Annotated in this window: 18 protein-coding genes; 17 read left to right on the top strand and 1 reads right to left on the bottom strand. The window is 65.4% G+C overall.

The genetic code is table 11. The features are described 5' to 3' along the window. Positions 1-157: 157 nt before the first annotated feature. The 7 genes from EUU22_RS24775 (at position 158) to EUU22_RS24750 (ending at position 8,771) form a co-directional block, all read left to right on the top strand. Positions 158-1,582, top strand: coding sequence for a phage tail sheath family protein (locus tag EUU22_RS24775; RefSeq protein ID WP_245485300.1), 1,425 nt, complete (start codon positions 158-160; stop codon positions 1,580-1,582). A 16-nt stretch (positions 1,583-1,598) separates the two neighbouring features. Then, on the top strand, positions 1,599-2,126 hold the full coding sequence (locus tag EUU22_RS24770) for a phage tail protein (protein ID WP_129334625.1): 528 nt from the start codon (positions 1,599-1,601) through the stop codon (positions 2,124-2,126). Positions 2,127-2,128: 2 nt separating this feature from the next. After that, positions 2,129-2,848 carry a hypothetical protein gene (locus EUU22_RS24765; protein WP_129334624.1) on the top strand — a complete coding sequence of 240 codons (720 nt, stop codon included), beginning with the start codon at positions 2,129-2,131 and terminating at the stop codon, positions 2,846-2,848. Positions 2,849-3,710: 862 nt separating this feature from the next. Further along, a complete protein-coding gene (locus tag EUU22_RS24760) occupies positions 3,711-4,976 on the top strand; it encodes a Pvc16 family protein (protein ID WP_129334623.1) in 1,266 nt (421 codons plus the stop codon). After that, positions 4,973-6,853: an ATP-binding protein gene (locus EUU22_RS24755; protein ID WP_165351300.1), complete on the top strand. Its 1,881-nt coding sequence runs from the start codon at positions 4,973-4,975 to the stop codon at positions 6,851-6,853. Before EUU22_RS24760 ends, EUU22_RS24755 begins: the two co-directional genes overlap by 4 nt. Next, entirely contained in the window at positions 6,850-7,119 is a 270-nt protein-coding gene (locus EUU22_RS25440) for a hypothetical protein (RefSeq protein WP_165351299.1), read from the top strand. Before EUU22_RS24755 ends, EUU22_RS25440 begins: the two co-directional genes overlap by 4 nt. Continuing rightward, positions 7,119-8,771: an eCIS core domain-containing protein gene (locus tag EUU22_RS24750; RefSeq protein ID WP_165351298.1), complete on the top strand. Its 1,653-nt coding sequence runs from the start codon at positions 7,119-7,121 to the stop codon at positions 8,769-8,771. Before EUU22_RS25440 ends, EUU22_RS24750 begins: the two co-directional genes overlap by 1 nt. Here the strand turns inward: EUU22_RS24750 and EUU22_RS25435 are convergent. Further along, positions 8,746-9,384 (bottom strand): hypothetical protein, encoded by a 639-nt coding sequence (locus tag EUU22_RS25435; RefSeq protein ID WP_165351297.1) that lies wholly within the window; start codon positions 9,382-9,384, stop codon positions 8,746-8,748. The two genes, EUU22_RS24750 and EUU22_RS25435, sit on opposite strands and share 26 nt — an antisense overlap. A gap of 45 nt (positions 9,385-9,429) precedes the next feature. Here EUU22_RS25435 and EUU22_RS24745 point away from each other — a divergent pair, with 45 nt between their 5' ends. The 10 genes from EUU22_RS24745 to EUU22_RS24700 all read left to right on the top strand — a co-directional run bounded on the left by EUU22_RS24745 (position 9,430) and on the right by EUU22_RS24700 (position 23,897). Beyond that, the gene (locus EUU22_RS24745; protein WP_165351296.1) at positions 9,430-12,711 is read left to right on the top strand and encodes an eCIS core domain-containing protein; all 3,282 of its coding nucleotides are present in this window, start codon (positions 9,430-9,432) and stop codon (positions 12,709-12,711) included. 61 nt (positions 12,712-12,772) lie between these two features. Beyond that, entirely contained in the window at positions 12,773-13,420 is a 648-nt protein-coding gene (locus EUU22_RS24740; protein ID WP_129334619.1) for a hypothetical protein, read from the top strand. 9 nt (positions 13,421-13,429) lie between these two features. Further along, positions 13,430-13,738 (top strand): hypothetical protein, encoded by a 309-nt coding sequence (locus EUU22_RS24735; RefSeq protein ID WP_129334618.1) that lies wholly within the window; start codon positions 13,430-13,432, stop codon positions 13,736-13,738. Continuing rightward, on the top strand, positions 13,735-14,907 hold the full coding sequence (locus EUU22_RS24730; protein ID WP_129334617.1) for a hypothetical protein: 1,173 nt from the start codon (positions 13,735-13,737) through the stop codon (positions 14,905-14,907). Before EUU22_RS24735 ends, EUU22_RS24730 begins: the two co-directional genes overlap by 4 nt. Then, positions 14,904-15,416 carry a phage baseplate assembly protein V gene (locus EUU22_RS24725; protein ID WP_129334616.1) on the top strand — a complete coding sequence of 171 codons (513 nt, stop codon included), beginning with the start codon at positions 14,904-14,906 and terminating at the stop codon, positions 15,414-15,416. The genes EUU22_RS24730 and EUU22_RS24725 overlap by 4 nt, the downstream gene beginning before the upstream one ends. Then, the gene (locus EUU22_RS24720) at positions 15,413-15,745 is read left to right on the top strand and encodes a hypothetical protein (RefSeq protein ID WP_129334615.1); all 333 of its coding nucleotides are present in this window, start codon (positions 15,413-15,415) and stop codon (positions 15,743-15,745) included. The genes EUU22_RS24725 and EUU22_RS24720 overlap by 4 nt, the downstream gene beginning before the upstream one ends. After that, a complete protein-coding gene (locus EUU22_RS24715; protein WP_129334614.1) occupies positions 15,742-16,101 on the top strand; it encodes a GPW/gp25 family protein in 360 nt (119 codons plus the stop codon). Before EUU22_RS24720 ends, EUU22_RS24715 begins: the two co-directional genes overlap by 4 nt. Further along, positions 16,098-18,602 (top strand): baseplate J/gp47 family protein, encoded by a 2,505-nt coding sequence (locus EUU22_RS24710; RefSeq protein WP_129334613.1) that lies wholly within the window; start codon positions 16,098-16,100, stop codon positions 18,600-18,602. Before EUU22_RS24715 ends, EUU22_RS24710 begins: the two co-directional genes overlap by 4 nt. Positions 18,603-18,604: 2 nt before the next feature. Next, a complete protein-coding gene (locus EUU22_RS24705) occupies positions 18,605-21,691 on the top strand; it encodes a putative baseplate assembly protein (protein ID WP_129334612.1) in 3,087 nt (1,028 codons plus the stop codon). Continuing rightward, complete coding sequence (locus EUU22_RS24700; RefSeq protein WP_129334611.1) at positions 21,684-23,897, top strand: hypothetical protein; 2,214 nt, start codon at positions 21,684-21,686, stop codon at positions 23,895-23,897. The genes EUU22_RS24705 and EUU22_RS24700 overlap by 8 nt, the downstream gene beginning before the upstream one ends. Positions 23,898-23,904: the final 7 nt, after the last annotated feature.

Raw genomic sequence — 23,904 nt, 5'->3', positions numbered from 1 at the left:
GGAGCCGCGCATGCCCATCTCTCCAACCTATCCCGGCGTCTACATTCAAGAGCTCGACTCTGGCGTGCGAACCGTCGCCGGCGTGCCGACCTCGATTACCGCCTTCGTGGGACGAACGAAGAAGGGGGGCGTCGGCGAGCCGACGCCCTGTTTCAACATGGGCGAGTTCAATCGCCGTTTCGGTGGGCTATGGACCGACAGCAATGTCTCCTACGCCGTGGACGATTTCTTCGCCAACGGCGGCGGGCAATGCCTGATCTTACGGCTGTTCGAACAGGACGGTGGCGACGGCTATTCGGGGCTGACGGTAGGCACCCTGATCCTGCGAGCCAAGAGCCCGGGCAGCTGGGGCAACTCCCTGACGGCGAAAATCTCGCACCCCGACGTCGCCGATCCCGAGGGCGCGGCGGCGGCTGCCGCAAAATACGGGCTGACTGTGAACGACATCTTTGATCTGGAAATCGTGGACACGGCTACGGATACGCGGGAAGTATTGCGCACTCTGTCGATGAGAAGCGATGCGGGCCAGCGCCGGTTCGACCGGATCCTCGCTGCCCAGAGCAACCTCGTCGAAGCGCCACCTGCGCCGACCTTTTCCAACAGCCGGCCCGCGGATGCCGCCACCGGCACTGCTTCCGGTGGCGACGACGGAACAACCCTGGCCGACGCGACCTATCAAGGTGACCCGGCGCTGAAGACGGGCATGCAGGGGCTGCGCAAGGCGGACATCTTCAACCTGCTCTGCATTCCTCCGGACACCCGCGAGGCTACCTTGCCCAAGGCCGTCAGGGAAACCGCGGCCGCGCTTTGTGCCGAGAGGCGCGCGCTTTACATTGTCGATCCGCCGAACGAATGGGACGCCAACCCGGACACGGCCGCGACGACGGCAAAGAATGCCCAGCTCGACGCCACGGACCAGGTGCTTCCGCTTACCAATGCCCGCAACGCCGCGCTTTATTTTCCGCGGCTTCTCAAACGCGATCCGCTGCGTGGCGGTCAGATCGATGCTTTCGCGCCCTGCGGCGCAGTGGCGGGCGTGATCTCGCGCACCGATGTCAATCGTGGAGTCTTCAAGGCGCCTGCCGGGCTGGCCGCTACGCTGTCCAACACCCAGGGACTGACCGTGAAGCTGACCGACCAGGAGAATGGCCTTCTCAACCCGATCGGCGTCAATTGCCTGCGGTCGTTCCAAAACATCGGCCGCGTCGTCTGGGGCGCACGCACGCTGGCGGGCTCGGACGTGCTGTCGGATGACTACAAATACGTGTCCGTCCGGCGCCTCGCGCTCTTCATCGAAGAAAGCCTGTTCCGTGGCACGCAATGGGTTGTGTTCGAGGGTAACGACGAGCCGCTCTGGGCGCAGATCCGTCTATCGGTGGGCTCGTTCATGCAGCGGCTTTTCCGGCAGGGTGCGTTCCAGGGGGCGAGCCCCAAGGAGGCCTATTTCGTCAAGTGTGACGCTTCGACGACCACGCAGGACGACATCAATCGCGGCATCGTCAACATCGTCGTCGGCTTCGCACCGCTGCAGCCGGCCGAATTCGTCATCATTTCGATCCAGCAGATCCGCAGCGCGTCCTAAGGGGAGGGGGAGAAAGATGCCACAGTTCACCACGAATGCCGAACGTTTCGACCCCTACAAGACATACAAGTTCCGTTTGCGTTTGCCGGATGGAGACTACGTTGCCGGCGTCAGCAAGTGTTCCGGGCTCAAGCGCTCGACGGAGGTGGTCAAGCATCGCGAAGGCGGCGATCCCTCGACCAGCCGCAAGTCGCCCGGCCAGACCGAATACGAGGCAATCACGCTGGAGCGCGGGGTGACCCATTCCAAGCAGTTCGAGCAGTGGGCCAACAAGGTGTGGAATTATGGGGCAGGTCTCGGGGCGGAGGTGTCGCTCAAGGATTTCCGCAAGGACCTGATACTCGAAATCTACAACGAGGCCGGCCAGATCGTTCTGGCCTACAAGCTCTACCGATGCTGGCCCTCCGAATTTTCCGCCTTCTCCGACATGGATGCCTCGGCGAGCGCCATTGCGATCCAGACGCTGAAGCTGGAGAACGAGGGATGGGAGCGGGACGAAGATGTGACCGAACCCGAAGAGCCCAGCTTTGAACTTCCGGCCTGACCATGACCCTCGGAGCCCCCTCACGGCTGGACGCCTGTGCGGTGATCGACCTCGCCGACCGCGCGAGCGTGCTGTCGCCGGCTCAATGGTCGGTCGCGCTGCTGCAGCGCGCCTATCCGCAGGCCACGCGCGAGACCCTCTTGGCCCTGCCGGTGGGCGCGCGCGACCGGTTGGTCCTGGCGATCCGGGCGGGGCTGAGGTCCGGCCCGCTGAGGGCCGAGCCGCTTTGCGAGGCATGTGGCGAGATCTACGAACTCACGCTCGAGCCCGCCAAGTTCGGGCTGGCGGGGGAGGCGGTGTGGCCCGAGCCGGGTTTTCGCCAGGTGACGATCGGTGTCCATGAGGCAGTCGTGCGCCCGGTCACTCTCGGCGACATTCTTGAGATCGAGAACATAGCCGAGCCTGAAACCGCCGTGCGGATGTTGGCGGCACAGGTTCAGGACGCTGCGGTGGATCTGCCGCTCGATGCGCTTGCCCAGGCACTGGAAGCGATCGATCCCGGTGCGGATGTGTGGTTGGAGACCGTCTGCCCGGAGTGTGGCGCAAGGCAATCCGTCGCTTTCGATTCAGTGCATTTCGTTGCTCACGAACTGCGGCAGATCTCGCGGCAGATCCTGCGCGACGTCGTGGACATCGCGCGGGTCTTTCATTGGTCGGAGGCCGAAATCCTCGCCCTCCCGGAGCATCGACGGGCCTTCTATGTGGCAGAGGCACTGGCATGAGCACGTTCCTGACCAACCTTGCCGCGCGCGCCCGCGGCACGCTACCCCGGCTGGCGCCGCGCCGGCCGGCCCCCTTTGAAACGCTGGGTGACAGGTTCGATCCCGTCGACAGCGACAGGCCGGTGTCTTCGATGTCCACCGAGGTCGCGGCCAGCACCTCGCGCACCGATGGGGCGGTCGCTCCTGCGCGGGTGTCCGCTCCGGTTCCGGGCCCGACCATGTCTGCCGCAGAATCGGTTCCCAGTTCGGCGCGTTCCGCAGCGCCGCCCATCACCCCGGCCACGCCGGCACCAGCAGCACCGGCGCGCCGGATGGTGACAGCGTCTCACACCTCACCGGTTGCCCCGGCCGCCCTTGCCAGGACACGGGCGATCACGCCACCGGTGGCGATATCACCGCAAACCGTCTTGACCGCAGGAACATCCCCGGTCTCACACGCTCCCGTCTCGCCGCCCATTGCGCCATCCGCTCCGGCCGCGGTGATCCCTCCCGCCACCGTTCGCGGTGCCCTTCCGGTCTCGTTCGGCGAGGGGGCTCGGGCAGGCCCCGAACGGGGTGTGTCCCCTGTGGCTTCCGATGCTCACCCGGCATCGCGATCGTCAACGGTTGCGGTGGTTGCTGTGCCTGGAGTCCCCGCGCCGCTGCTTCCGCGCGAGGATAGCCCGTCGAGGAAGGCAGGGCAGGTGCCGCGAGGCGAGAACCCCTCCCGCGGTGCGCAGTCACGACAATCGCCGCAAGTTGAGGTCCGCATCGGCACGATCGAAGTGGTGATGGATCCGCCGCGGGCCACGCAGCCGGCCCCGGTGCCGGCCCACGGCCGGGGGATCAGCCTGGATGACTTTCTCGACGGGAAAGGTGGGCGATGAGCAATCCGCTGGCCATATCCGCCGTCAGTGCAGCCTTTCTCCGGCGTATCCTGTCGGCGGCCAATGCCGCGGTGCCAAATGCCAAGGTGCGATTGGGCGCGCCTACGGCCAAGCTTGCCGAAGACGCCGCGCCGCTGGTCAATCTTCATCTCTACCGGGTCGAGCCCAACGCCGCACATGCCAACGACCACCTGCCGACGCGCGGCGCAGCCGGCCAGATGCGCGGCCCCAGCAAGCTGGCGCTGAACCTGCACTATGTCATGAGCTTCTACGGCAATCACGACGCGTTCGAGCCCGATCTGATGCTGGGTGAGGTGATGCTGGCGCTGGAGCACGAGCCTCTGCTCAGCAAGACCACGATCCGCGACGCCATCGACGACAACGAGGAGTTGGAAGATAGCGATCTGGAAGCGGCGTTAGCCCGGTTGCGAGTGACGCGCCAGCTGATGACGATCGATGATTTCTCGAAGATCTGGTCGATCTTCTATCAGGTCCCCTATGCGCTGTCGCTCTCCTACGAGGTCAGCCATTTGGTGATCGAGACCTCCGACACGCCACCGGTTCCGACGCCGGTCGTGCATCCAGGGCTCTGGGTCTCGCCGATTTCGACGCTCCGGCTCGACACGGCGGGCAGTGCGCCCGGCAGTATCATCCCGCCGGTCTGGGGCGGTGCCCTCCATGTCTCGGGCAGAGGCCTGGCCGAGCCGGGGCTCGGGCTGGAAGTGGACGGTGACGGCCTTGTCATGGGCGGGGTGAAGCAATCGGAGACGGCGCTGACGGTACCGCTGAATGCGGCCACGTTCGCAGGGGCGGAGCTCGCCGTCGGCGTCCACAGACTTCAGGCGCTCGCGCCAAAGTTCAGCCCCGATCAGCCGGATCATCTGCGCGCTCGTTCCAACGCCCTGGCTTTCGCCATCAGCCCGGCCATTGTCGTCGGCGCGATCACCGCGCCGCCCGGTGGATCCACGGCGACCGGTACGGTCGATATCGGGTTCACGCCGTCGATTCGGTCGTATCAGGCGGTCCGGTTGCTTCTCGATGCCCGCAACCCGGCAGCGCCGGCACAGGTCATTCTGCCCGGACGCGACCCGGCGGAGGGCGGGCCAGACGCTGCCTCGCTCACGTTCTCCTTCACCAACCTGCGGCGTGCCAACTATCTGGTTCGGGCGGATGTCGACGGGCTTTTAAGCCCGGTCGCGCTCGACAGCACCGCGGGCAGCCCGACCTATGGCCAGATCATCGGCCCGGAGCTTTCGCTGTGAGCCGCGCCGAACATATAGCGTCCGTGGCCGACGCCTTCCCGGTCGTCCGGGCCTGGCTCGAACACGGCCCGGTCGCCGAGACGAAGCCGCCGCGCACTGCCGCCTGTGAGCTGGCCGAGACCTTCCGGCTGGATGAGTTCGGGCGCAATATTTTGCTCTTGTGCGCGTACGTCACCTTGGAGCCGGACGGGCGTGAAGTCGTCGCGCGACTGCTTGACGATCCTATGATCTCTGCTCCAACGCTGTCGCTGGCGTTGACGCGTCTGCCGGGCGCGCATTGGCAGGGGCTGTCGGCCGAAGCGCCACTGCGCCGGTCGGGACTGGTCCGGATCGAGGGCAGTGGTTCGCTTGTCGATGCGCGCTTGCGCCTTCCGGACACCGTGTTGCTGCGCCTTCTCGGTGCACCGTCGCTGGAGGCGGCGGCGTCCGCTGTGCTGCGCCGGATCCCCCGGCCCCTATCGTTGGCACCTAACCGCGCCACGCTGGCCCGGGAGATCGGCTCCCGTCTGTCCCTGCCGGACACACCGGTGCTGCACCTGACTGGAGGTGACCCCGAGGGCAAGCTTTGCGCCTTTGCCGAGGCCGCGGCCGGGATCAACGCCACAACCTATGCGTTGAACTCCCAGCTTCTGCCACAGATGCCCGCCGAACTGGTGGACTTCACTGCCGGACTGACGCGGGATATGACGCTTTGTGCCGCGCGGCTGGTGCTGGTGCACGACGACATGGGCGAGACACGGACCGCCCAGCTTTTTGCCGAAACCTATGGCGGGCCGCTGGCCATCGCATCGGTAGAACCGATGCGGGTCGGTCACCGGTTGGCGCTCCGCCTGGAGATGCCGCGCCTGAAGGCGTCCGAGCAGCTTGACGTGTGGCACAGCGTTTTGGGAGATGACGACGCCGATCTCATCCCGGCGCTGCCGCGCCTTGCCGGCACTTTTTGCGTGGCTCCGGAAGCTGCGCGCGCCGTCGCCGCCGAAATGTCGCTGGAGAGCAATCGCGATCCGGAACATCTTGCGGCCCGTGCGTGGGAGGCCTGCCGCCGCGCCGCGCGGCCGCGAATGGACGACCTCGCCCATCGTGTGGCCTCGTCCGCTGAGTGGGACGATCTGATCCTGCCGCCGCGACAGAAGGATGTGCTCGAAAGCATCATCGCCCAGGTGCGCAACCGCACACAGGTCTATGAGGACTGGGGCTTCGGCGTGCGCCTCCAGAACAAGGGGCTCGGGGTTTCGGCGCTGTTTTCGGGCCCGTCGGGCGCGGGCAAGTCGATGGCGGGCGAGGTCATCGGCAATGCGCTCAACCTCGATGTCTACCGCGTCGACCTTTCGGCGATGGTGTCGAAATGGGTCGGTGAGACCGAGAAGAACCTGCGCCGGGTCTTCGATGCGGCCGAGGACGGCGGGGTGATCCTGCAATTCGACGAGGCCGATGCGCTCTTCGGTCGACGGTCCGAGGTCAAGGACAGCCACGACCGTCACGCCAATATCGAGGTGAGCTATCTGCTGCAGAGGCTCGAGGCCTATCGTGGGCTCTGCATCCTGACCACCAACATGCGCGACAACATCGACGAGGCCTTCCTGCGCCGCTTGCGCTTCATCGTCGATTTCCGCTTTCCCAACCTGGCCGAGCGCCGTGCGATCTGGACGCGGGTTTTTCCCGACGCTCAACCTCGGGAGCGACTCGATTACGACAAGCTGGCGCAGCTCAACGTCGCCGGCGGATCGATCCGCAACATCGCGCTCGGCGCGGCCTTCCTGGCGGCGGACCGAGGGTGTGCGGTGTCGATGGTCGAGATCCTCCAGGCGGCACAGCTTGAATACGACAAGGTCGGCCGGTCGATGACCGATGCCGAGCGCGCGGGGTGGCTGCAATGACTGCCGGGCCGCGGATCATTCTCAACATCGACCGGCTTCGCGTTCAGGGCGTGTGCGCAGGCGACGCGGCCGCATTGGCCGAAGGACTGAGAACGGCCCTTGTCGCGCAGCTTGGCGCCGATGCCGGCGCGTTGACCGGGCAGGGCGGTACTGATCACCTGCGTTTGACCGTGCCACAATGCGCGGGGCACGGGCCTGCCGCGCTCGGCCGACTGGCCGGCCACAAGATCGCCGCAGCGCTCACCGTTCCGAAAGGAGCTGGCTGATGTCCCTGCACGCTGCTCTTCGTGCCCGACGCTCGATGTCCCGCGCCGCACGCAACCGCGGTGGCTCGACTGGGTCCGAACCCAAGATGCGGCTGCCCGGATCGCTCGGCGCGGTGCCCGGGGTGCTTCAGCGCAAGCCTGTGGTCGGTCCGGCAGATGACGCCTATGAGCGCGAGGCCGATCGGGTCGCAGGCACGGTTGCAATGGGTGGCTCTGCAGGGGCCGTCACACCAATGACCGCCGCCTCGGTCCAGCGGGAAGGCGGTGGGACTGGGCGCAGGACTGGGGGTGGCGCATCCCGCGCTGCCACGGCGGTCTCTTCGGGTGGGCGCGCGCTGAGCGCCGCCGAAGCCAGCTTCTTCGCACCGCGTTTCCGGCAGGACCTGTCCCATGTGCGCGTCCATGAGGGACCGCAGGTCGATCAGGCCGCGGCCGCCATCGGCGCGCGCGCGTATACCCTCGGAAACGACATTGCGCTCGCCAAGGGCGAGTACATCCCCGGAACCGCCGAGGGCCGCCGCCTGATGGCGCACGAGTTGACGCACACGCTGCAGCAGACCGCCGGCGAACAAACCATCCGCTGCGCACCGGAGCGCAAGGCGACCGACTTCAAGAAAGTCACAATGGTCTTCAACGGCGAGGAACTGATCGTTTACGGCGATGGCGAGGAAATCATGCGCTACGACGGCGACTCCGGTCGGCCGATCAAGATCACCGAGGAGGATGCAAAAGCCTGCGGCGCAGATGCCGATGTCGACACCTATCTGAACGACAAGCGTTTCACCGGCATCAAGGACAAGGGGCCGATCCCCGAGGGCGTCTATAGCTTGTCGCCGCCGGGCATCACCGAGTTCTCAACCGGGGAACAATTGGATCTTCTGTTTAGTGGCATCGTCGGCGCCATGAACGTCACGGTCCAGGGGCAGAGCATTCATTCCGGCGACTGGGGAGCAGGGCGGGTGCACCTCAATCCCGTCGCGGTCAGGCAGGGACCATGCGGCAACGCCAAAGGACGAAGCGCGTTCTTCTTGCATGGCGGGCTGTTACGCGGCAGCTCGGGGTGCATCGACATACAGACGAGCTTCGATGACCTGGCTGCCTTCCTCAGCGGTTACAGAAGGCCGGTCACGCTCAAGGTTGAATATACCGATCCGGCGACCAGGGTCGGGTTCTGGACCGGGCTCGGCGGCGCGCTCGCCTATCAGGGATTCCATTTCACCAGTCAGGGCACGGGTTTGGTCGGTGCCGAGGTGGCGGGCGACAGGCCGAGTTTCGTCGCCTCGCTACAATACAATGCACTGCTGGACTGGGCTGGCGGTGCCCTGACGGCCGGCATTCATGTGGATGTTCCGGTTGACGATCGCGATGCCTTTATCCGCGCCGGGCTGCGTGGCGGCGCAGAATTCCGCGTCTACCGGTCCCTTTACGGACGGATCTTCGGCGGCGGTTACTACGAATCCTCGCGCGGCGATCTTCCGGCCGGGTTCGGCCTCCAGACCGGCGGCGGGCTCGGTTATGACTTCGGACCTGTACAGATGGAGGCCCTCTACAATTTCCTGGCGCCTTTGGGCGAGGAGGATGCGGCCACGGCCGGCCGACCGGAACGCCAAAGGGCGCATCAAATCCTCACCGGGATCGGTTTCGAATGGTAGGCCGGGGCGACATGGGGCGATCCGCGCCCGTGATCACCCGCGGCATCAGGTTCGCTGCCGGAGTGCTGCCATGTCCGTGAGCGTCGCCCAGGCCGCCAAGCCGCCCGCCTTTGCCGTCGCGACACCGACGCAACGCAAGGTCGAGCCGTCGCCGGACAAGGAGGAAGCGCCCCGTCGACTTCTCTCCTCGCTGTCTTCCGTTCCGGTGATTCGGCGCGTCTGCGCCGAATGCAGCAAGGAGGACGATGAGCGCAAGATGCCGGTCATGCCGAAGCTTGAGGTCGGACCGGTGGATGACCCGTTCGAGCGCGAGGCGGACGACATCGCCGGACGCGTGATGGCGATGCGCGGGCCGCAAGCCGTTCAACGGGCCGAGATCGCCGCAGAGACGCCGGACGTCATGACCCGCCGCATCCGGCGGAAATGCTCGACCTGCGGAGGCGACGAGACGCCGGTAATGCCGAAGCTCGAGGTGGGAGCCGTCGATCATCTGCACGAGGTCGAAGCCGCTGCCACCGCCGCGACGGTCATGGCCCACGACGCCGGAGCCGGTCTTCGGCGCCGCGGCGAAGATGGCGAGCCGGAGGCGATGGCGCGCAGATCGGCAGTTCAACGCAAATGCGCCGCCTGCAGCGCTGCCGAAGAGGAGATGCCGGTCATGCCGCGCCGGTCGGGCGCGACGGTCCAGCGCGCGCCCGCGCCCCTGCTTGAGCGTGAAACCTTACACGACTTGGCCCAGATGCCGCGGATGCGGCCCGGAGGCGATGCGGGTACCGAGCACATTGCGGCCTCGGCCAGTCAGCTTGAGTCCGGTGGCAGCGCCCTCTCGCCTCAAACCCGCGAATTCTTTGAAAGCCGCATGGGTCGTGACCTCTCGGCCGTGCGCGTCCATCAGGGCGGCGCTTCGGATGTGCTGAACGACAGCATCTCTTCCCGCGCGTTTACCTTCCGCAATCACGTCTGGCTGGGGCGTGACGAAACGGAGACGCCGTCCTTCACCATGGCGCACGAGTTGGCGCACGTGCTGCAACAGACCCAACCGGGTGAGGTGAAGCCCAAGGTGCGTCGGGCACCCTCCGAAATCATCAGCGAAACGCTCTATTTCGGAGAAGATCCCAACAAGGCCACCAGCACCCACGACCTTGTCGTTGCCGACGCGGTCAAGAAGAATGCCAAACTCATGGGCGAGGTCGCGGTGCCAAACGCGCAGCGCGACAAGGGCGCTGTGGAAGACGGCTTCGGCTATGCGGACCTCGTTCTCTCGGATCCCAACAAGCTATGGGGTCTTCGGTTCGCGCCTTACACCGGTACAGGCACCGTTTCAGGTGCTGGAGCCGGCGCCCAGACCGCGCTGCCGTGGTATGTCGTGTCGGACGGCGGCAAGAACATCGTACCAAAGAGCCTCGGTTATCACGCAAAAAAACAACTCCACATCGGCGGAACCGCCCTGAGGCCAGGCGCAGGCTATGAAAAATACAGCAGCGAATCGAGTCCGCGCTGGGCCACCACCGACTTCATCCGGTCCGCCGTCGACGCGCCGACCAGCTACGAGATTGGCGACGTGAAATTCGCCGGTGACAGGGATCGCACGAGCGGCGCGGATAAGCAGGTCGGCGATTACGCTGCCGGGTTCAATGCGGCTGCCCGACACTACAACAAGGTGGTGGAACAGAGCGAGGCCGTCAAGAACGGCACCGCCGCCGGTTCCTGGACCGGGTCGTCGCGGAGCAACTCGCTGGCCAAGACCAAATTCACCGCAGCAAAGATGACCAGCTCGGCCAGCACCGGCGATTTCATCCCTCTGGAAACCGCGTTGAAGCTGCGCCTCAGCAAGTACAGCAAGACGATTCTCGGAAACGACAAGTACGAAAACGTCACCGGTTTTACCTATACCGGGAAGTCCTATTACCGGCAGAAGAGCGGGTCCAAGTTCCTGTGGGAGTACGTGTTCTGGCCGGATGAGATCAAGGAGCAGGACGACAGCACATCGCGGTCCAACCGACGCGACAAGCTGACCAATGCGAGCCAGACGCTGTATGACCAGATGATTTCTTCGCCGACGGGCAAGAAGGTGATGCCACTGCGCCATGCAGATGCCCACGTTCAGCCCAAGAAGCCGAAAAAGCCGCTACCGCCAAAGGAGGACCCGTTCCAGGCACAATACAACACCTGGAAGGAGAAGCAGAAGACCTTCACCAGGACCTTCGCCGACTACACCAACATCAAGACCGGGAGCGGGAAGGCCGATATCGCCAAGCTGGCCTTCGATACGGCGATCCAGAATACCGTCAAGCTGCTTGGGGGCACGGGGCCGGACGGATCGCGGCCCGTGCAGAACACGGCCGAACTGACCAAGGCGCAAACCGAGTTCAACCGTGCCGAGCTGCTGGAAGGACGCTCGGGACGGATGCTCGGGGCCATGCGCAAGACCTTCGGCGCGACGTTCATCAAGGCGATCAACATCTACGAGCGGCTGAAAACCAAGTTCGAAGCGTTTTTGAAGGGTGCGAAAAAGCGAACCAGCGGTGGGAGGATCGGCAAGGCGATCATGAAGGTCGGAGGGGTGATCTTCGGGGCCATTATCAAGGTCATGCTGCCACAGGTCGGCGCCTATCTCGTCGATTGCGTCGAGGAGGGGTTCAAGTCGCTGCTGAAGTCGATGATCGGCACGGACTTCAGCAAGTACACTGATCCGGTTGAAAGCGACATCATCAAGAAATACGAGGAAATCGCAGGCAAAATCGAAGCCAAGGTCGAAGAGGCAGCCGAGGCGATCAAGACCCGCTTCGGCAGCATTTACGAAGCAGTGATGGACACCTGGGAAACGGCCAAGACGCTGCTCAGCATTGCGCGGCATGTGTTCAATGTCGCCCGCATCGCCTCCTGCGCCGCCGGCGGGCTCGAGACAGTGGGGATCTCCTGCGTTGTTGCCGGTGTCGACTACATCCTTTCGCTCTTCGACGTCTCGCCGAGTGAGTATCTTCTGTCACATCTGCTCGGCTCCTGTGTCGCGCAGGACCTGATCAAGGAATTCATCCTCGGTCGGGCGATCATCCAGAACCTGCCGAAGGAAATTGCCGAGACCATCCGTAAGCACGTCAAGGAGGTCCTGCCGCCAGAGGTCCAACCTCTGCTTTGCGATCATATCGGCGATGCGCCAGATCTGCCTGATGCGACCGAGGTTCCATGCGAAGACATCGAGAATCCGGGCAGCGGACGCGGCGGCAGCGATCTGTCCAAGCCGCCGCCGGACTTCCCGCCCGGCATGAACGAGCGCCGCGCGACCGAGAAGGAAATCCGCGATCACGGCCGTCTGGGTGGCGGGGTTGTCGACAGCTCCGGCAAGGTCGACCGCAGCAAGCTGCCGGAAGAGTTCCGCAAGCTGCTCAAACCCGAAGCGCCTCCGCCTCCGGGCACCCCCGAAGTCTGGGATCCGCCTGCCAACACCAGTCCGCCGACGGCCAAAACCAGCCCACCGGCTGGCAAGCAAGCTACTCCCCCCGGCCAGGAGAAGGACAAACCGGCGGACAAGGCGCCAGGGCAGGCGCCGGGGAGCGGATCGACCGGCGGAAGCGGTGCTCAGGGCGGGTCCGGCGGGCAGTCGGACCAGTCCATCCGCCGTGGGAAGATCGACGGTCCGACCGAAACGGTAACGGCCTATCACACCATCCTGCCTGGACCTAGCGGTGGATTCTCGCCAGGGCCGGGCAATGCCAAGACCCTGTTTAGCGTCTACCTCTACGTCCAGCTGTCGGACATGCGGACCTTCGGGCCACTGCCGATCCGGATCAAGGTCATCGAGGTGGGGCGTCTCAAATCGGGCGACTGGATCAAATACCTGCCGGACGGCCCCTATGTCCTGACGAAGAACGGTCAGGAAATCGAGATCGACCCGGCGGGCCACGATTGGATCATTGCAAAGCTGAGTGCTGACCGATGAGACGGATCCCGAAAATGCACTTCTGTGATTTCACGGCCGGCGTGCCGGATCGGAGCCAGCGATGACCGGTCTCACCATCTCCCCGCAGGTCCAGAAGGGCGCGCTCGTCGGGCTCGACCTCTTCAATCCGCTCTCGTCGGTGGCGATCTTCCAGTACAACCCCGACCAGATCACCCGGTCGATCGCGCCGAACTATAGCCAGGCTGGTGGCGGCAAGGCCGAGCCGTTGCGCCTGGCCGGACCTCCCGCCGAGACGATCAGCGCTAATCTCAAGATGGACCTGATCGACCAAATGGAAGAGGGCGAAAACGGACCGTTGGGCGGCGGCATTTCGGGTTACCTCGCCGCGCTCGAGATGATGGTCTACCCCAAGACCATCGCCGTCGCGATCAACCAGGCGCTGATGCTGGCGGGAACCATGGAGGTGGTACCGCCCGCCGCGCCGCTGACGCTCTTCATATACGGCTGGAAGCGGGTGGTGCCGGTCAAGATCGAAAGCCTGTCGATCACCGAGACCGCACACGACCCGGCGCTGAACCCGATCCGCGCCGATGTCGCGATCTCGATGAAGGTGCTGACCTACAACGATCTGTCGATGACCAACCCCGGCTATTGGGCCTTCCTGACCCATCAGGTCGTCAAGGAGACGCTCGCCACGGTCGCGAGCGTCAACAACATCGCCGATGTGGCGGGAAATCTGGATTTCTGAGAGGACGCGATGATCACAGCAACGAGCCGATATGCCACTGCCACCGAAACCGAGTTCACCCGGCCCGACGGCAGCAAGGTGCGTCACATCGTGCCGCCGATCCTGCCCCACCCCGACGAGCACACCGTGGCGCGCCAGCATCGCGTCACCGACAGCGATCGCGCCGACATCGTCGCCGCGCAGACCTATGGCCAGGCGACCGCCTGGTGGATGATCGCCAATGCCAATTCCGCCGCGCATCCCGACCAGCTGACCGAGGTGCCCGGCTCCCCCCTGGCGATTCCTATGCCCGATGCGAGGGGAGGCAGGATCGCGTGAGCGCCTTCGGCAACATCCTCGGCATTCGCGCCACGCTGCTTCTGGGCAGGGAGGCCGTCGTGCTGCCTGCGCCGCTCGAGGCGATGGAGGCGATCGAAGAGATCGAGGTGCGCCAGGCGATGAAGAAGGACTCGGGCTTCAAGATCACGCTGCTGGCCGGGCGAGAGGGTCCGCTTGGCGCATTTGGTCCGCCGTTCGTCAATGATCCACGATTCCAGCGCGGTGCGCGGGTGGTGGTCGTCGTCTGGAACGGGGTAATGCCGACGCCGATCTTCGATGGTGTGGTGACCAAGACCCAGTACATACCCGGCGAAGGCTCGAACGAAGGCAAATACCTGATGTTGGGCCGCGACCTGACCTTCGTCATGGACCGCGAGCAGAAGCGCGCCCAGCACCCGGCTCAGGACGAAACCGTCATTATGAATGCCATGGCGCTGAAATACGCCACCTATGGCGTGATCCCGGTGATCATGCCGCCTCCGGTGATCGATCCGCCAATTCCGGTCGATCGCACGCCGCAGCAGACCTGTACGGACCTTGCCTATGCCAAGAAGATGGCCAAGCGCCACGGCTACCAGGTGTTCATCGATCCCGGTCCGGCGCCGGGGATCAGCCAGCTCTATTTCGGCCCGGTGCCGCGCCCGGGCCTGCCGCAGAAGCCGATCTCGGTCAACCTGGGGCCGATGTCGGATGCCTACGACGTCACGATCAACCACGACGGTGAGACCCTGACGGCCGCGCGCGCCAAGGTGCATGACCGTTCCACCGGGCAGGTGGTTCCGCTGGAAATCCCCACCTCGACCAATACGCCGATGTCGGCTCTGTCGGATGCATTGACGCAGATCGGCAATACCAAGACGAAGGAAATCGAAACCTCAGGCCTGAACACCGCGCAGGTGCTTGCGCGCCTGATGGCCGAGGTGAACGAACCGGCCGAGAGGGTGCTGGAGGTAAGCGGCACCATCGACAATACGCGCTACAACGCGGTGCTCAAACCATACTACGCGGTCCCTATCCGCGGACTGGGGATGATCTACAACGGAACCTATACGGTGGCCGAAGTCAGACACGTCCTCAAGCCCGGCTCCTACACCCAAACGTTCGCGCTTCAGCGCGACGGGCTCTACCCGATCCTGCCCGCGGTTGCACCGGAGGTATCGCCGTTATGAGCTGCGAGGACGAAAAATTCTTCGGCAAGTACCGCGGCAAGGTTGAACTCAACATCGACCCGCTGGGCCTCGGTCGGGTGCAGGTCAGCGTGGCGGACGTTATGGGCGATGGCACGCTTGCCTGGGCCATGCCCTGTCTGCCAGGAGCCGGGCCGGGCATAGGTTTCTTTGCCATCCCACCGTCGGGCGCCAATGTCTGGGTCGAGTTCGAGCGCGGCGATCCGGACTATCCGATCTGGTCGGGCGGGTTCTGGGACGCCGGAGACACGCCGGCCGCGATGGGGCCGACGCAGGCGCTGACGCGGATCTGGGCGGGTGACAACTTCAAGCTCAAGGTGCTCGACGCGCCGGGCATGGGGGAACTCACGCTCAGCATGACCACGGCCATGGGCGAGGCCGTGCTGAAGGCTGGGGCAGACGCCATGGAGCTGAGCTTTTCCGGATCGACGATCAAACTTGGCCCCGATGGGGTCACGATCAACAACGGAAATCTGAAGGTGCTGCCATGACCACGCCGATCGTCACGCAGGGAACCGTCGCCACCTGCCCGCATTCCATTCCGATCACGATCGCGGCGACAGGCGCGAAACTCCTCATCGACGGCACGGCCACAGCTCTTCTCGGCGACAAGGGCACGATCGCAGGCTGCCCGTTCACCACGCCCGAACCCAAGCCGCAGCCCTGTCTGATTGCAGAGTTCACCAAGGCTGCCACCAAGGTGCAGTCGGCCGGCAAGCCGGTCCTGTTGCTCAACCCCGGCGACCTGTGCAAGTCCGGTCAGATCCCAAACGGTCCGGTGGTCTGGTCCTCGCCGCAAACCAAGGTTCTGGCGATATGACCTGGTTTTCGTTCCCCTACCGGACCTCCGCAGCCGGAACCACGGCCGAGGCCGACCGCGACCAGCAGATCCGCGACATGATCGAGCAGGTGCTCTTTACGCGCCGTGGCGAGCGCCTCAATCGGCCTGAATTCGGCGCCGGGCTGCACGAAATGGTGTTTTCAGAAAACACGCCCGAGATCGCTGCGGCAGTCCAGCACATGGTCCAGGGTGCGCTTCAGCAATGGCTGGTCGAGGTAATCGAGCTGCGCGGCGTGCGGGTTGAGGCGGTGGACAGCCAGTTGCGGGTCACGGTGGTCTACAGCCGGCTCGGCGACGACGAGCTCCGCCGCGCCGTGGTGGAGGGCGCGATATGACGAAGTGCAGGTGTCATTGCGGCACGTCGCTGCGCCGGCAAAGGGTTCTGGACAGCAACGCCGACATGGGGGGCGGGCTTGAGATCAACGGCATCGACTTCGTCGAGGTATTGGACAGCGACGCACCGGCGGGCATGGCGCAAAAGCTGCTCGATGTCGCCTTCCTCAAGCCCGACGGGGTCGCGGCCCTGAACGAGGACAACTTCGCCATCACCGGCGGAACGCGGATCAAGGGCATCAAGGTCGTGTCGCTGGCCCTGCAACCGGACGGGCTGACCCAGCGGTTGGTGTTGGACCAGGCCGGGGATTTCTCGCCCTATGTACTGTCGCTGCGACAAGGGCCGCTAAACGCCGCACCGCCCGCCAATATGGATCGGCAGCTGGCGAGCGTCAGTTTCTCCTTCAAGGTCGAATGCCCCTCGGATTTCGATTGCGTCGACCCCGAAATGCCCGCTCCCGTGCGTCCTCAGGGTCCGCCGACGGACTACCTGACCCGCGATTTCTCTGGCTTCCGCACGATGATGCTGGATCGCATGTCCGCCACCATGGCCGACTGGACCGAGCGCAACCCGGCGGACCTGGGCGTGACTCTGGTCGAGGTGCTGGCCGATGCTGCCGACAAGGCGAGCTGGTTTCAGGACGCCATAGGCACTGAGGCGTTCTTCGAGCGCACGCGCTTTCGACAGTCGCTTGTGCGCCACGCGCGGCTGCTTGGCTATCGCCCGGGCGAGGGGTGCAATGCCAGGACGGCCGTCGCGGTGACGGCGGATGTCGACCGGGATGGCGCGCCGGACGTAATTGCGCGCCGCACGCGGTTCTTGACCCGCCCAGAATCCCGAGGGCAGGAGTGGTCGACCGTGCTGACACCGGACGCCGAGCTGTTCGAAGACATGGTCCGCCGGGGGTCGGTGGTCTTCGAGGCTTTGGAGCCGCTGAAGTCCTTGCGCGTTGCGCGCAACGGGGCGGGGTTCCACGATTGGGGCGACGAGGGTTGCTGTCTCACCAAGGGTGCAACCTCGGCCTTCCTGACGAGGGCCCCCGGTGACCTCGACCTGGCGGCTGGTGATCTTCTGATACTGGAGGAGCGCATTCCCTTTGGCGGCAGCGCCGAGGATCCGCCTGATCCGACCCACCGTCAGGTCGTGCGCCTGTCGCAAGACCCCACGCCGGCAAGCGACCCGATCTTCGGCATCGCCCTGACGGAAGTGCGCTGGTTTGCCGAGGATGCGTTGAGGTTCGCTCTGCCCATCGGCACACTCAATGGCGCACCGATGTCGGTGGCGCGTGGCAATGTTCTGCTCGTCGACGAAGGCCGTACCGTCGATCACGGTGACCCCGCGCCCGAGGACGAGATCCTCCTGGAGACTCTCTCCGAGGGCGGCCTCTTGCCGGATGACGGGCCGGGCCAGGTGTTACGCTACCGGCTGGCTGCCGAAGAGGTGGTGCGGGCGCCGCCTTTTGATCCGGAGGGCGCGCGAAGCGCCTCGGCTGTTGCGTCGCTGTCACCGGTGGCCGAACCGGTTGCTCAGGTCGCCCTCGTTGGAGATGGCGAGATCTGGACGACAGTGCCTGACCTGCTGGCGTCGGAGCGCTTTGCACCGCATGTGACGGTCGAGTCGGGCACCGCGCGAGGGTCCGCCTATGTGCGCTTCGGCGACGGGGTACTGGGCCGCCACCCCACCGACGGTGCCACGTTCGTCGCGCGCATCCGTCACGGCGGCGGCTTGCGCGGCAACATCGGTGCCGGCGCGATTGCCCATGTGGTGACGGGCGACGGCAGCGGCATCTTGGCGCTGGACAACCCTGTCCCCGCGACTGGCGGCGCGGTGCCGGAACTGCGCACCGCCGTGCATGTGGCCGCGCCACAGGCCTTTCGCATATCGCGCCGCGCGGTCACCGCCGCCGATTACGCCGAGGTTGCCGCCCGCCATCCGAGCGTCGCGCGGGCCTTCGGCCGTCGTCGTTGGACCGGCAGCTGGCATACGGTCACGCTCGCGCTCGACCTCGTCGGCGGTGGCGAGGTGGATGCCGCAGTCGAGGCCGAGTTGCGCGCCTTCATTGAAGATCATCGGCTGGCGGGCCACGATCTGGAGTTCGTCTCGCCGGTCTTCGTGCCGCTCGACATCATCCTCTTTGTCTGCGCCGCGCCCGATGCCTATGCGTCCGACATCAACCGCGACCTTCTGGCGCTTTTTTCTGACCGCGATCTGCCGGATGGGACGCGCGGGCTCTTTCATCCGGATGTTCTGGAGTTTGGAGCGGATGTGGCGCTGTCGCCGATGATCGCCCGCGCGATGCGGGTTGACGGGGTATCCTGGATCGGCACCAGAGACGAAAACAACGTGCCGGTGGGTCGGTTTGCCCGGATGGATCAGCCCGGCGTGGACTACGCTGACGAGGCGATCCTGCCAATCGCCAGCGCCGAGATCGCCCGGCTCGACAACGATCCCAGCCGTCCCGAGAACGGCCGGGTCCGCTTCATCGTGGAAGGGGGACGCTGATCATGGCGACGCGCGACAAGAACTCGCCGTGCGGAGGCACCGATCTCAATCCGCGTCGCCCTGCCAACCGCGCCGGGCTTTCACAGGTGGATTACCGGATCACGACCCAGCCCGAGGCGCTGGCGCGGATGCTGCACCTTCTGCCGCGACACGGGGTGACCGACCCCGAGACGAATAGCAAGGTCCAGCCGATGGAGGCATTGCGCACGCGCGACCTTCGCGATCCGACGATCAGCCTGCTGGATGCCTGGGCCATGGCCTGCGACGTGGTGTCCTTCTATTCGGAGCGCATCGCCAACGAAGGGTTCATCGGCACCGCCACCCAGCGCCGCTCGGTGCTCGAACTGGCGCGGATGATCGGCTACGAACTGGCACCCGGCGTGGCCTCCAGCGCGCATCTGGCGTTCTCGGTCGAGGATTCGGACAATCCGTACCGCGTGGTTCAGATCGGTGTTGGTGTGCAGGCGATGTCGATCCCGCACGAGAAGGGCAAACTGCCGCAGATCTTTGAAACGGTCGAGGAAATCACCGCGCGGGCCGAATGGAACGACATTCACGCCAGAACCGAGCGCCCTCAGAACCTGGTGCTCTACAATAACCTCGAAAGCGACGGCGACGCCGCCAACGGCACGCTCTACCTCTTCGATCTGGACAATTCCTTCGACGACGCCACCCTGGCCGACCCCGACCTCGTCACAATTGCCGCCGAGGCGGATCTGGAACACTACCACCCGATGACCCGACGGCTCGATCTGCCTCAGGCGCTGGCAAAGCGCATCGAGGATAACGAGACCAACCAAGAGATCGATCCTGTGCTCTATGCCCTGCCGGTGAACGAGGTCTGCCTCGTGGGGCTCGGGCTCAATCTGCGCAAGGGTACCAGATTGCTGGCGGTGGCGCAGGCGGCGAGCGATGGCGCGCCGGTTACGGCCATGCCCATGCGGGTCGTTTCCGTCACAGAGGACCGCGCTTTCGGTCTGACGAAGGTCGTGCTGACGCGCAGCGGCAGCGCGCCCGAGAAGGTGCGTCGCGCGCCGCCCTTCCGTCTCGCGAAACTGCTGATCGGCATTATGCCCTCCACGCGCATCGCGCTGGGCACCCAGGCAGTCGAAAGTCATATCCGCGGCAGGACCTGGTCGGGCGATGGGCTCTCGGCGCTGGTGCAATCACAATCCTGGCAGCGCGCCAAGATCATGACGCTGGTGCGCCTGCTTGTCTTGCCGCCGCCGGAGAAAGACGATGGTGAGGTGCCGGCGCTCGGACTTCATGTCATGCGCGAGAGCTCCGGGTTTTTCGGCAACACCGCGCCGCTCTACGCCACGGTGAACTACGGCACCAAGGCCAACGGAACCTATGACAAGGGCCCCTACACCCACAACTGGGATGGGACCGCAGGCGGATCACCCAACACGATCTGGCTGGACGGGATGGGCGCGAAGTACATCGACCAAGGCGCTTCCCACGTCTACCTCGATCGCGAGTTGAAGGAATTGCAGCCCAACGGCTGGGCAATCATCGAAAACGCCGCGGGTGGTTCTCTCGGTTTGCGGGTCGTGCATGCGGCGGCAGAATCGCGAGCGGACTACGCGATCACCGGGAAGGCGACCGGCGTGGGTTTCCGTACCGCCAACGGCGATCCGTTGGATCTCGGTGGCGCCGACTCGACCACCATCTACAATTCCTTCCTGTTCCGGGGCTCGCAGATCCATGCCGTCAGCACGCACCTTCCTCTTGCCGGTGTGCCGCTGTCGCCGGAGCTGCCACAGAAATCGACCTCAGTCGAGCTGGACCGGCTCTACCTCGATCTCGAACGCGGTCGGCCTGTGTCGCTTTCGGGCGCACGCAACGATGCCGAGGGGATCACCGGCCGCGAGACCCACATCATCGACGAGGTCCAGCATATCGACGGGATCACCCGGCTGTTGCTGACTGGGGAGACCGCCTGGCCCTATGACCGCACTACCGTGCGCATCAACGCAAATGTCGCGCTGGCCACCCATGGCGAAGCGGTAACCGAAGACCTCGGGAATGGCGATGCGCGGCTGACGTTCCAGACCTTCATGCTGAAGAAGCCACCGCTCACCTACGTCTCTGCAGCCAACGAGGCCGGTCGCACCTCGACTCTGAAGATCCGCGTCGACAATGCGCTCTGGCAGGAGGTGAGCGCGCTGGGCCAGGCCGGGCCGGAGGATCCCGTCTACGAGGTTCGGCTGTCCGACGACGGCAAGGCGCATGTACGGTTCGGCGACGGCCGGACCGGGCGTCGCCTGCCGACGGGATCGCTGAACGTAAAGGCGGAGTACCGCAGCGGCATCGGTCGTGCCGGTGAAGTGCCGGAGGAGGCGATCAGTCAGCTCCGGACCCGACCGCTCGGCGTGCGCGCGGTGGTGAACCCGTCGCCCGCGACAGGCTCGGCCAATCCCGAGACACTGGAAAGCGCGCGCGAAACCGCACCGGGTACGGTCAAGACCCTCGGGCGCATCGTCTCGCTGACCGACTACGCCGATTTCGCGCGCAACTTTGCAGGCGTCGGCAAGGCACAGGCGCGCGAGCTGTGGTCGGGACAGAACAAGGTGATCCATGTCACGGTGGCGCCGGAGGCGGATGCCGAGCTGACGGCAAGCGATCCCCTGCTGACCAACCTCGCGGATGCCATGGCGAAAGCGCGAGACCCCGCGCGCCCAATGATCCTCCAGCCCTATGCGCGCCGCTTCTTTGCACTGACGGCGAAGATCTATCCCGATCCGGCCTACCGCGCCGAGGATATCAAGCTCTGGGCACGCCAGCAGGTCGAGACGCTTTTCGGCTATGACGCGCGCAAGCTTGCGCAATCCGTGAGTGCTGCCGAGGTCATCGCGGCGCTGCATCGGGCGACCGGTGTCGTGTCGGTCGATCTCGACGCGCTCGAGGTGCTGCTCGACGGCTCCGCCGCCGGTTCTGTCGCTGTGGAGCTCTCCTCGGTGCTGCCGTCGCTTCCAGCCGTCGGGCCGGGTCAGCGCGGGCAGCAGCACGATTTTGCCCCGGCCCAATTGCTGACCGTGCTGCCGTCGGCGGTCAATCTGACGATCATGGAGGCCGCAGATGTATAACCGCGCGCCCGCCAAGCTGTTCGAACGGCTGCCCAGCCATTTCCGCACCCGCGATGCCGAAGAGGGCCGTCCGCTTCAGGCGCTGATGGAGATCATGGCGCAGGAGCTGTGCGTCCTGGAGCGGGACATCGACCAACTCTACGACGACTGGTTCGTCGAAACCTGCGAGCCCTGGGCGCTGCCCTATATCGCCGCTCTAATCGGGGCGCGTCCGATGCGCGAGATCGGCTCCGACCAGGCGGGGCTGCTGCGCGGATACGTCGCCAATGTGTTGCGCAACCGGCAGGCCAAGGGCACCGCGGCGGCAATCGAGCAGGTGGCGCGCGAGGTGTCCGGATGGTCAGTCGTGGCGGTCGAGCTCTTCCAGCGGCTTGCCACCTCGCAGCACATGAACCATGTTCGGCCAGATACACCGGCCTTTGCCGACCTGCGCGATACCGCGCGGAGCCGCGCCAGCCGGTCGCCTTTCTCGACGATGGCGCATTCGCCGGCTGCCGGGCAACCGGCCGCCTATGCCGGGCGCTACAACATCCCGCATCTGGGGCTGTTCATCTGGCGGCACGCCGCGGCGCCAATCTGGCCGGTGGAAAACCCGGCCGCCGGATACCTGGGCGGGGCGGTGCCGCGCCCCGATGCGCCGGACCCGGGGCTTTTGACCTTTGATCCGCTGGGCCGTGACATACCGTTGGTCAATCGCCCGGCGGCCGACCTGAGCGTAGGCGCGCGGATGACCCGGCGCATGGTGCCCGCGGTGTTGACCCGCGACGAGGTCTTTGCCGCGCTGAACACTGCCCGCGCAGAGGGCGCCACTCCCGGCCGCTGGTTCGAGGAAAGCCCCCCGTTCCGGATCCGTCTGGACGGTGCAGAGGTGCCGCCTGAGAAGATCTTCTGCTGCAATCTGGAAAAGGCCGAAGACGGGACCTGGCGGCACCCGGCCGTGGCCGGCACGGTAATGATCGACCCCGAGTGCGGCCGGATCTCGCTGCACGCCGCGGACGAGGGCAAGGCGGTCGAGACCGGCTTTGCCGCGGGGCAGCCCTTTGATATCGGTGGCGGCGCCTATGACCGGCGGTCCAGCCTCGAGAAATGGCTGCCCGATCTCGTCACACCCGGTGAAGCGCCGCCGTGGCAGATCGGCGTGACGAAGGTGGCGGGTCATGTGACTGACGATCCGCTCCAGGGTGGGCCGGTGGTTGCGAGCCTGCGCGAAGCGGTCGACCGCTGGAATGCCCAGTCCGTCGAGGGATCGCGCGGGATCATAGCGGTGATGGACAATGCCACTTACACCGAGGCATTGAATGCCACCCATGCCATCAAGCTGCCGAAGGGCGCGACGCTCGCGATCGTTGCCGCCGCCTGGCCCGTGGTGGAGGGGCCGGGCGGGGTGCGACGCCGCGTCCCGGGCCAGTTGTCGCCGATGCACCGCCGTCCGCTGGTGCTGGCGTCGGCGATGATCGACGCGGCAGATGCGGGTGACGACCGGGCCGGCTCGCTGGTGATGGACGGACTGGTGATCGGCGGCAATCTCACCGCCCGTCCCGGGGGAGATCTGGGCGCGCTCAGGCTTTACAACTGCACCATCGGCGCCACGGGCGCGGCGCTTGACCATTCGGTGCGCGCCACTACCGAGAATGCTCGGATGAGCTTGGTCTTGGACCGCTGCATCGTCGGCAAGGTGGACCTGCCGCAGGCGACGGGTGGAATAGAGATCACCAGGTCGATCATCGGTGAGGATCAGACCGCGGGTGGCGGTGGGGCAGGGGCCGGCCCCGTGGTCCTGCGCGTGCCGCTGATGGACATGAGCTGCAATGGCAGCACTGTCTTTGGCCGCACCAGCTGCCGCAGCCTGGAGGCCGAGAACAGCATCCTGATGGGAAGGATCACTGTCGAACACCGGCAGACTGGCTGTGTCCGGTTCTGCTATGCCGCCGAGACCTCTGTTTTGCCGCGCCGCTACCGCTGCGTGCCGCGTGCCGACGATGATCCCAAGCCGCGTCCGATCTTCGTGTCGACCCGTTTCCAGGATCCCGAATTCGGACTTCTCAGCCTGCGTACGCCCGAGGCCATCCTCGAAGGGGCCGAGGATGGCATGGAGATGGGGGTGGGCTACGCCAACCGCGACCCCGCCCGCCGCGCCAACATCCGCGATGCCCTCGAGGAATTCGCGCCATTCGGCCTCGTCTCGGGCTTCATCTATATGACATAGGAGGCCT

The sequence above is a fragment of the Ciceribacter ferrooxidans genome (assembly GCF_004137355.1).
In the GTDB taxonomy this organism is placed as follows: domain Bacteria; phylum Pseudomonadota; class Alphaproteobacteria; order Rhizobiales; family Rhizobiaceae; genus Allorhizobium; species Allorhizobium ferrooxidans.
Note: the sequence above shows the minus strand (reverse complement) of the source record. Positions and strands in the feature narration are given on the sequence as shown.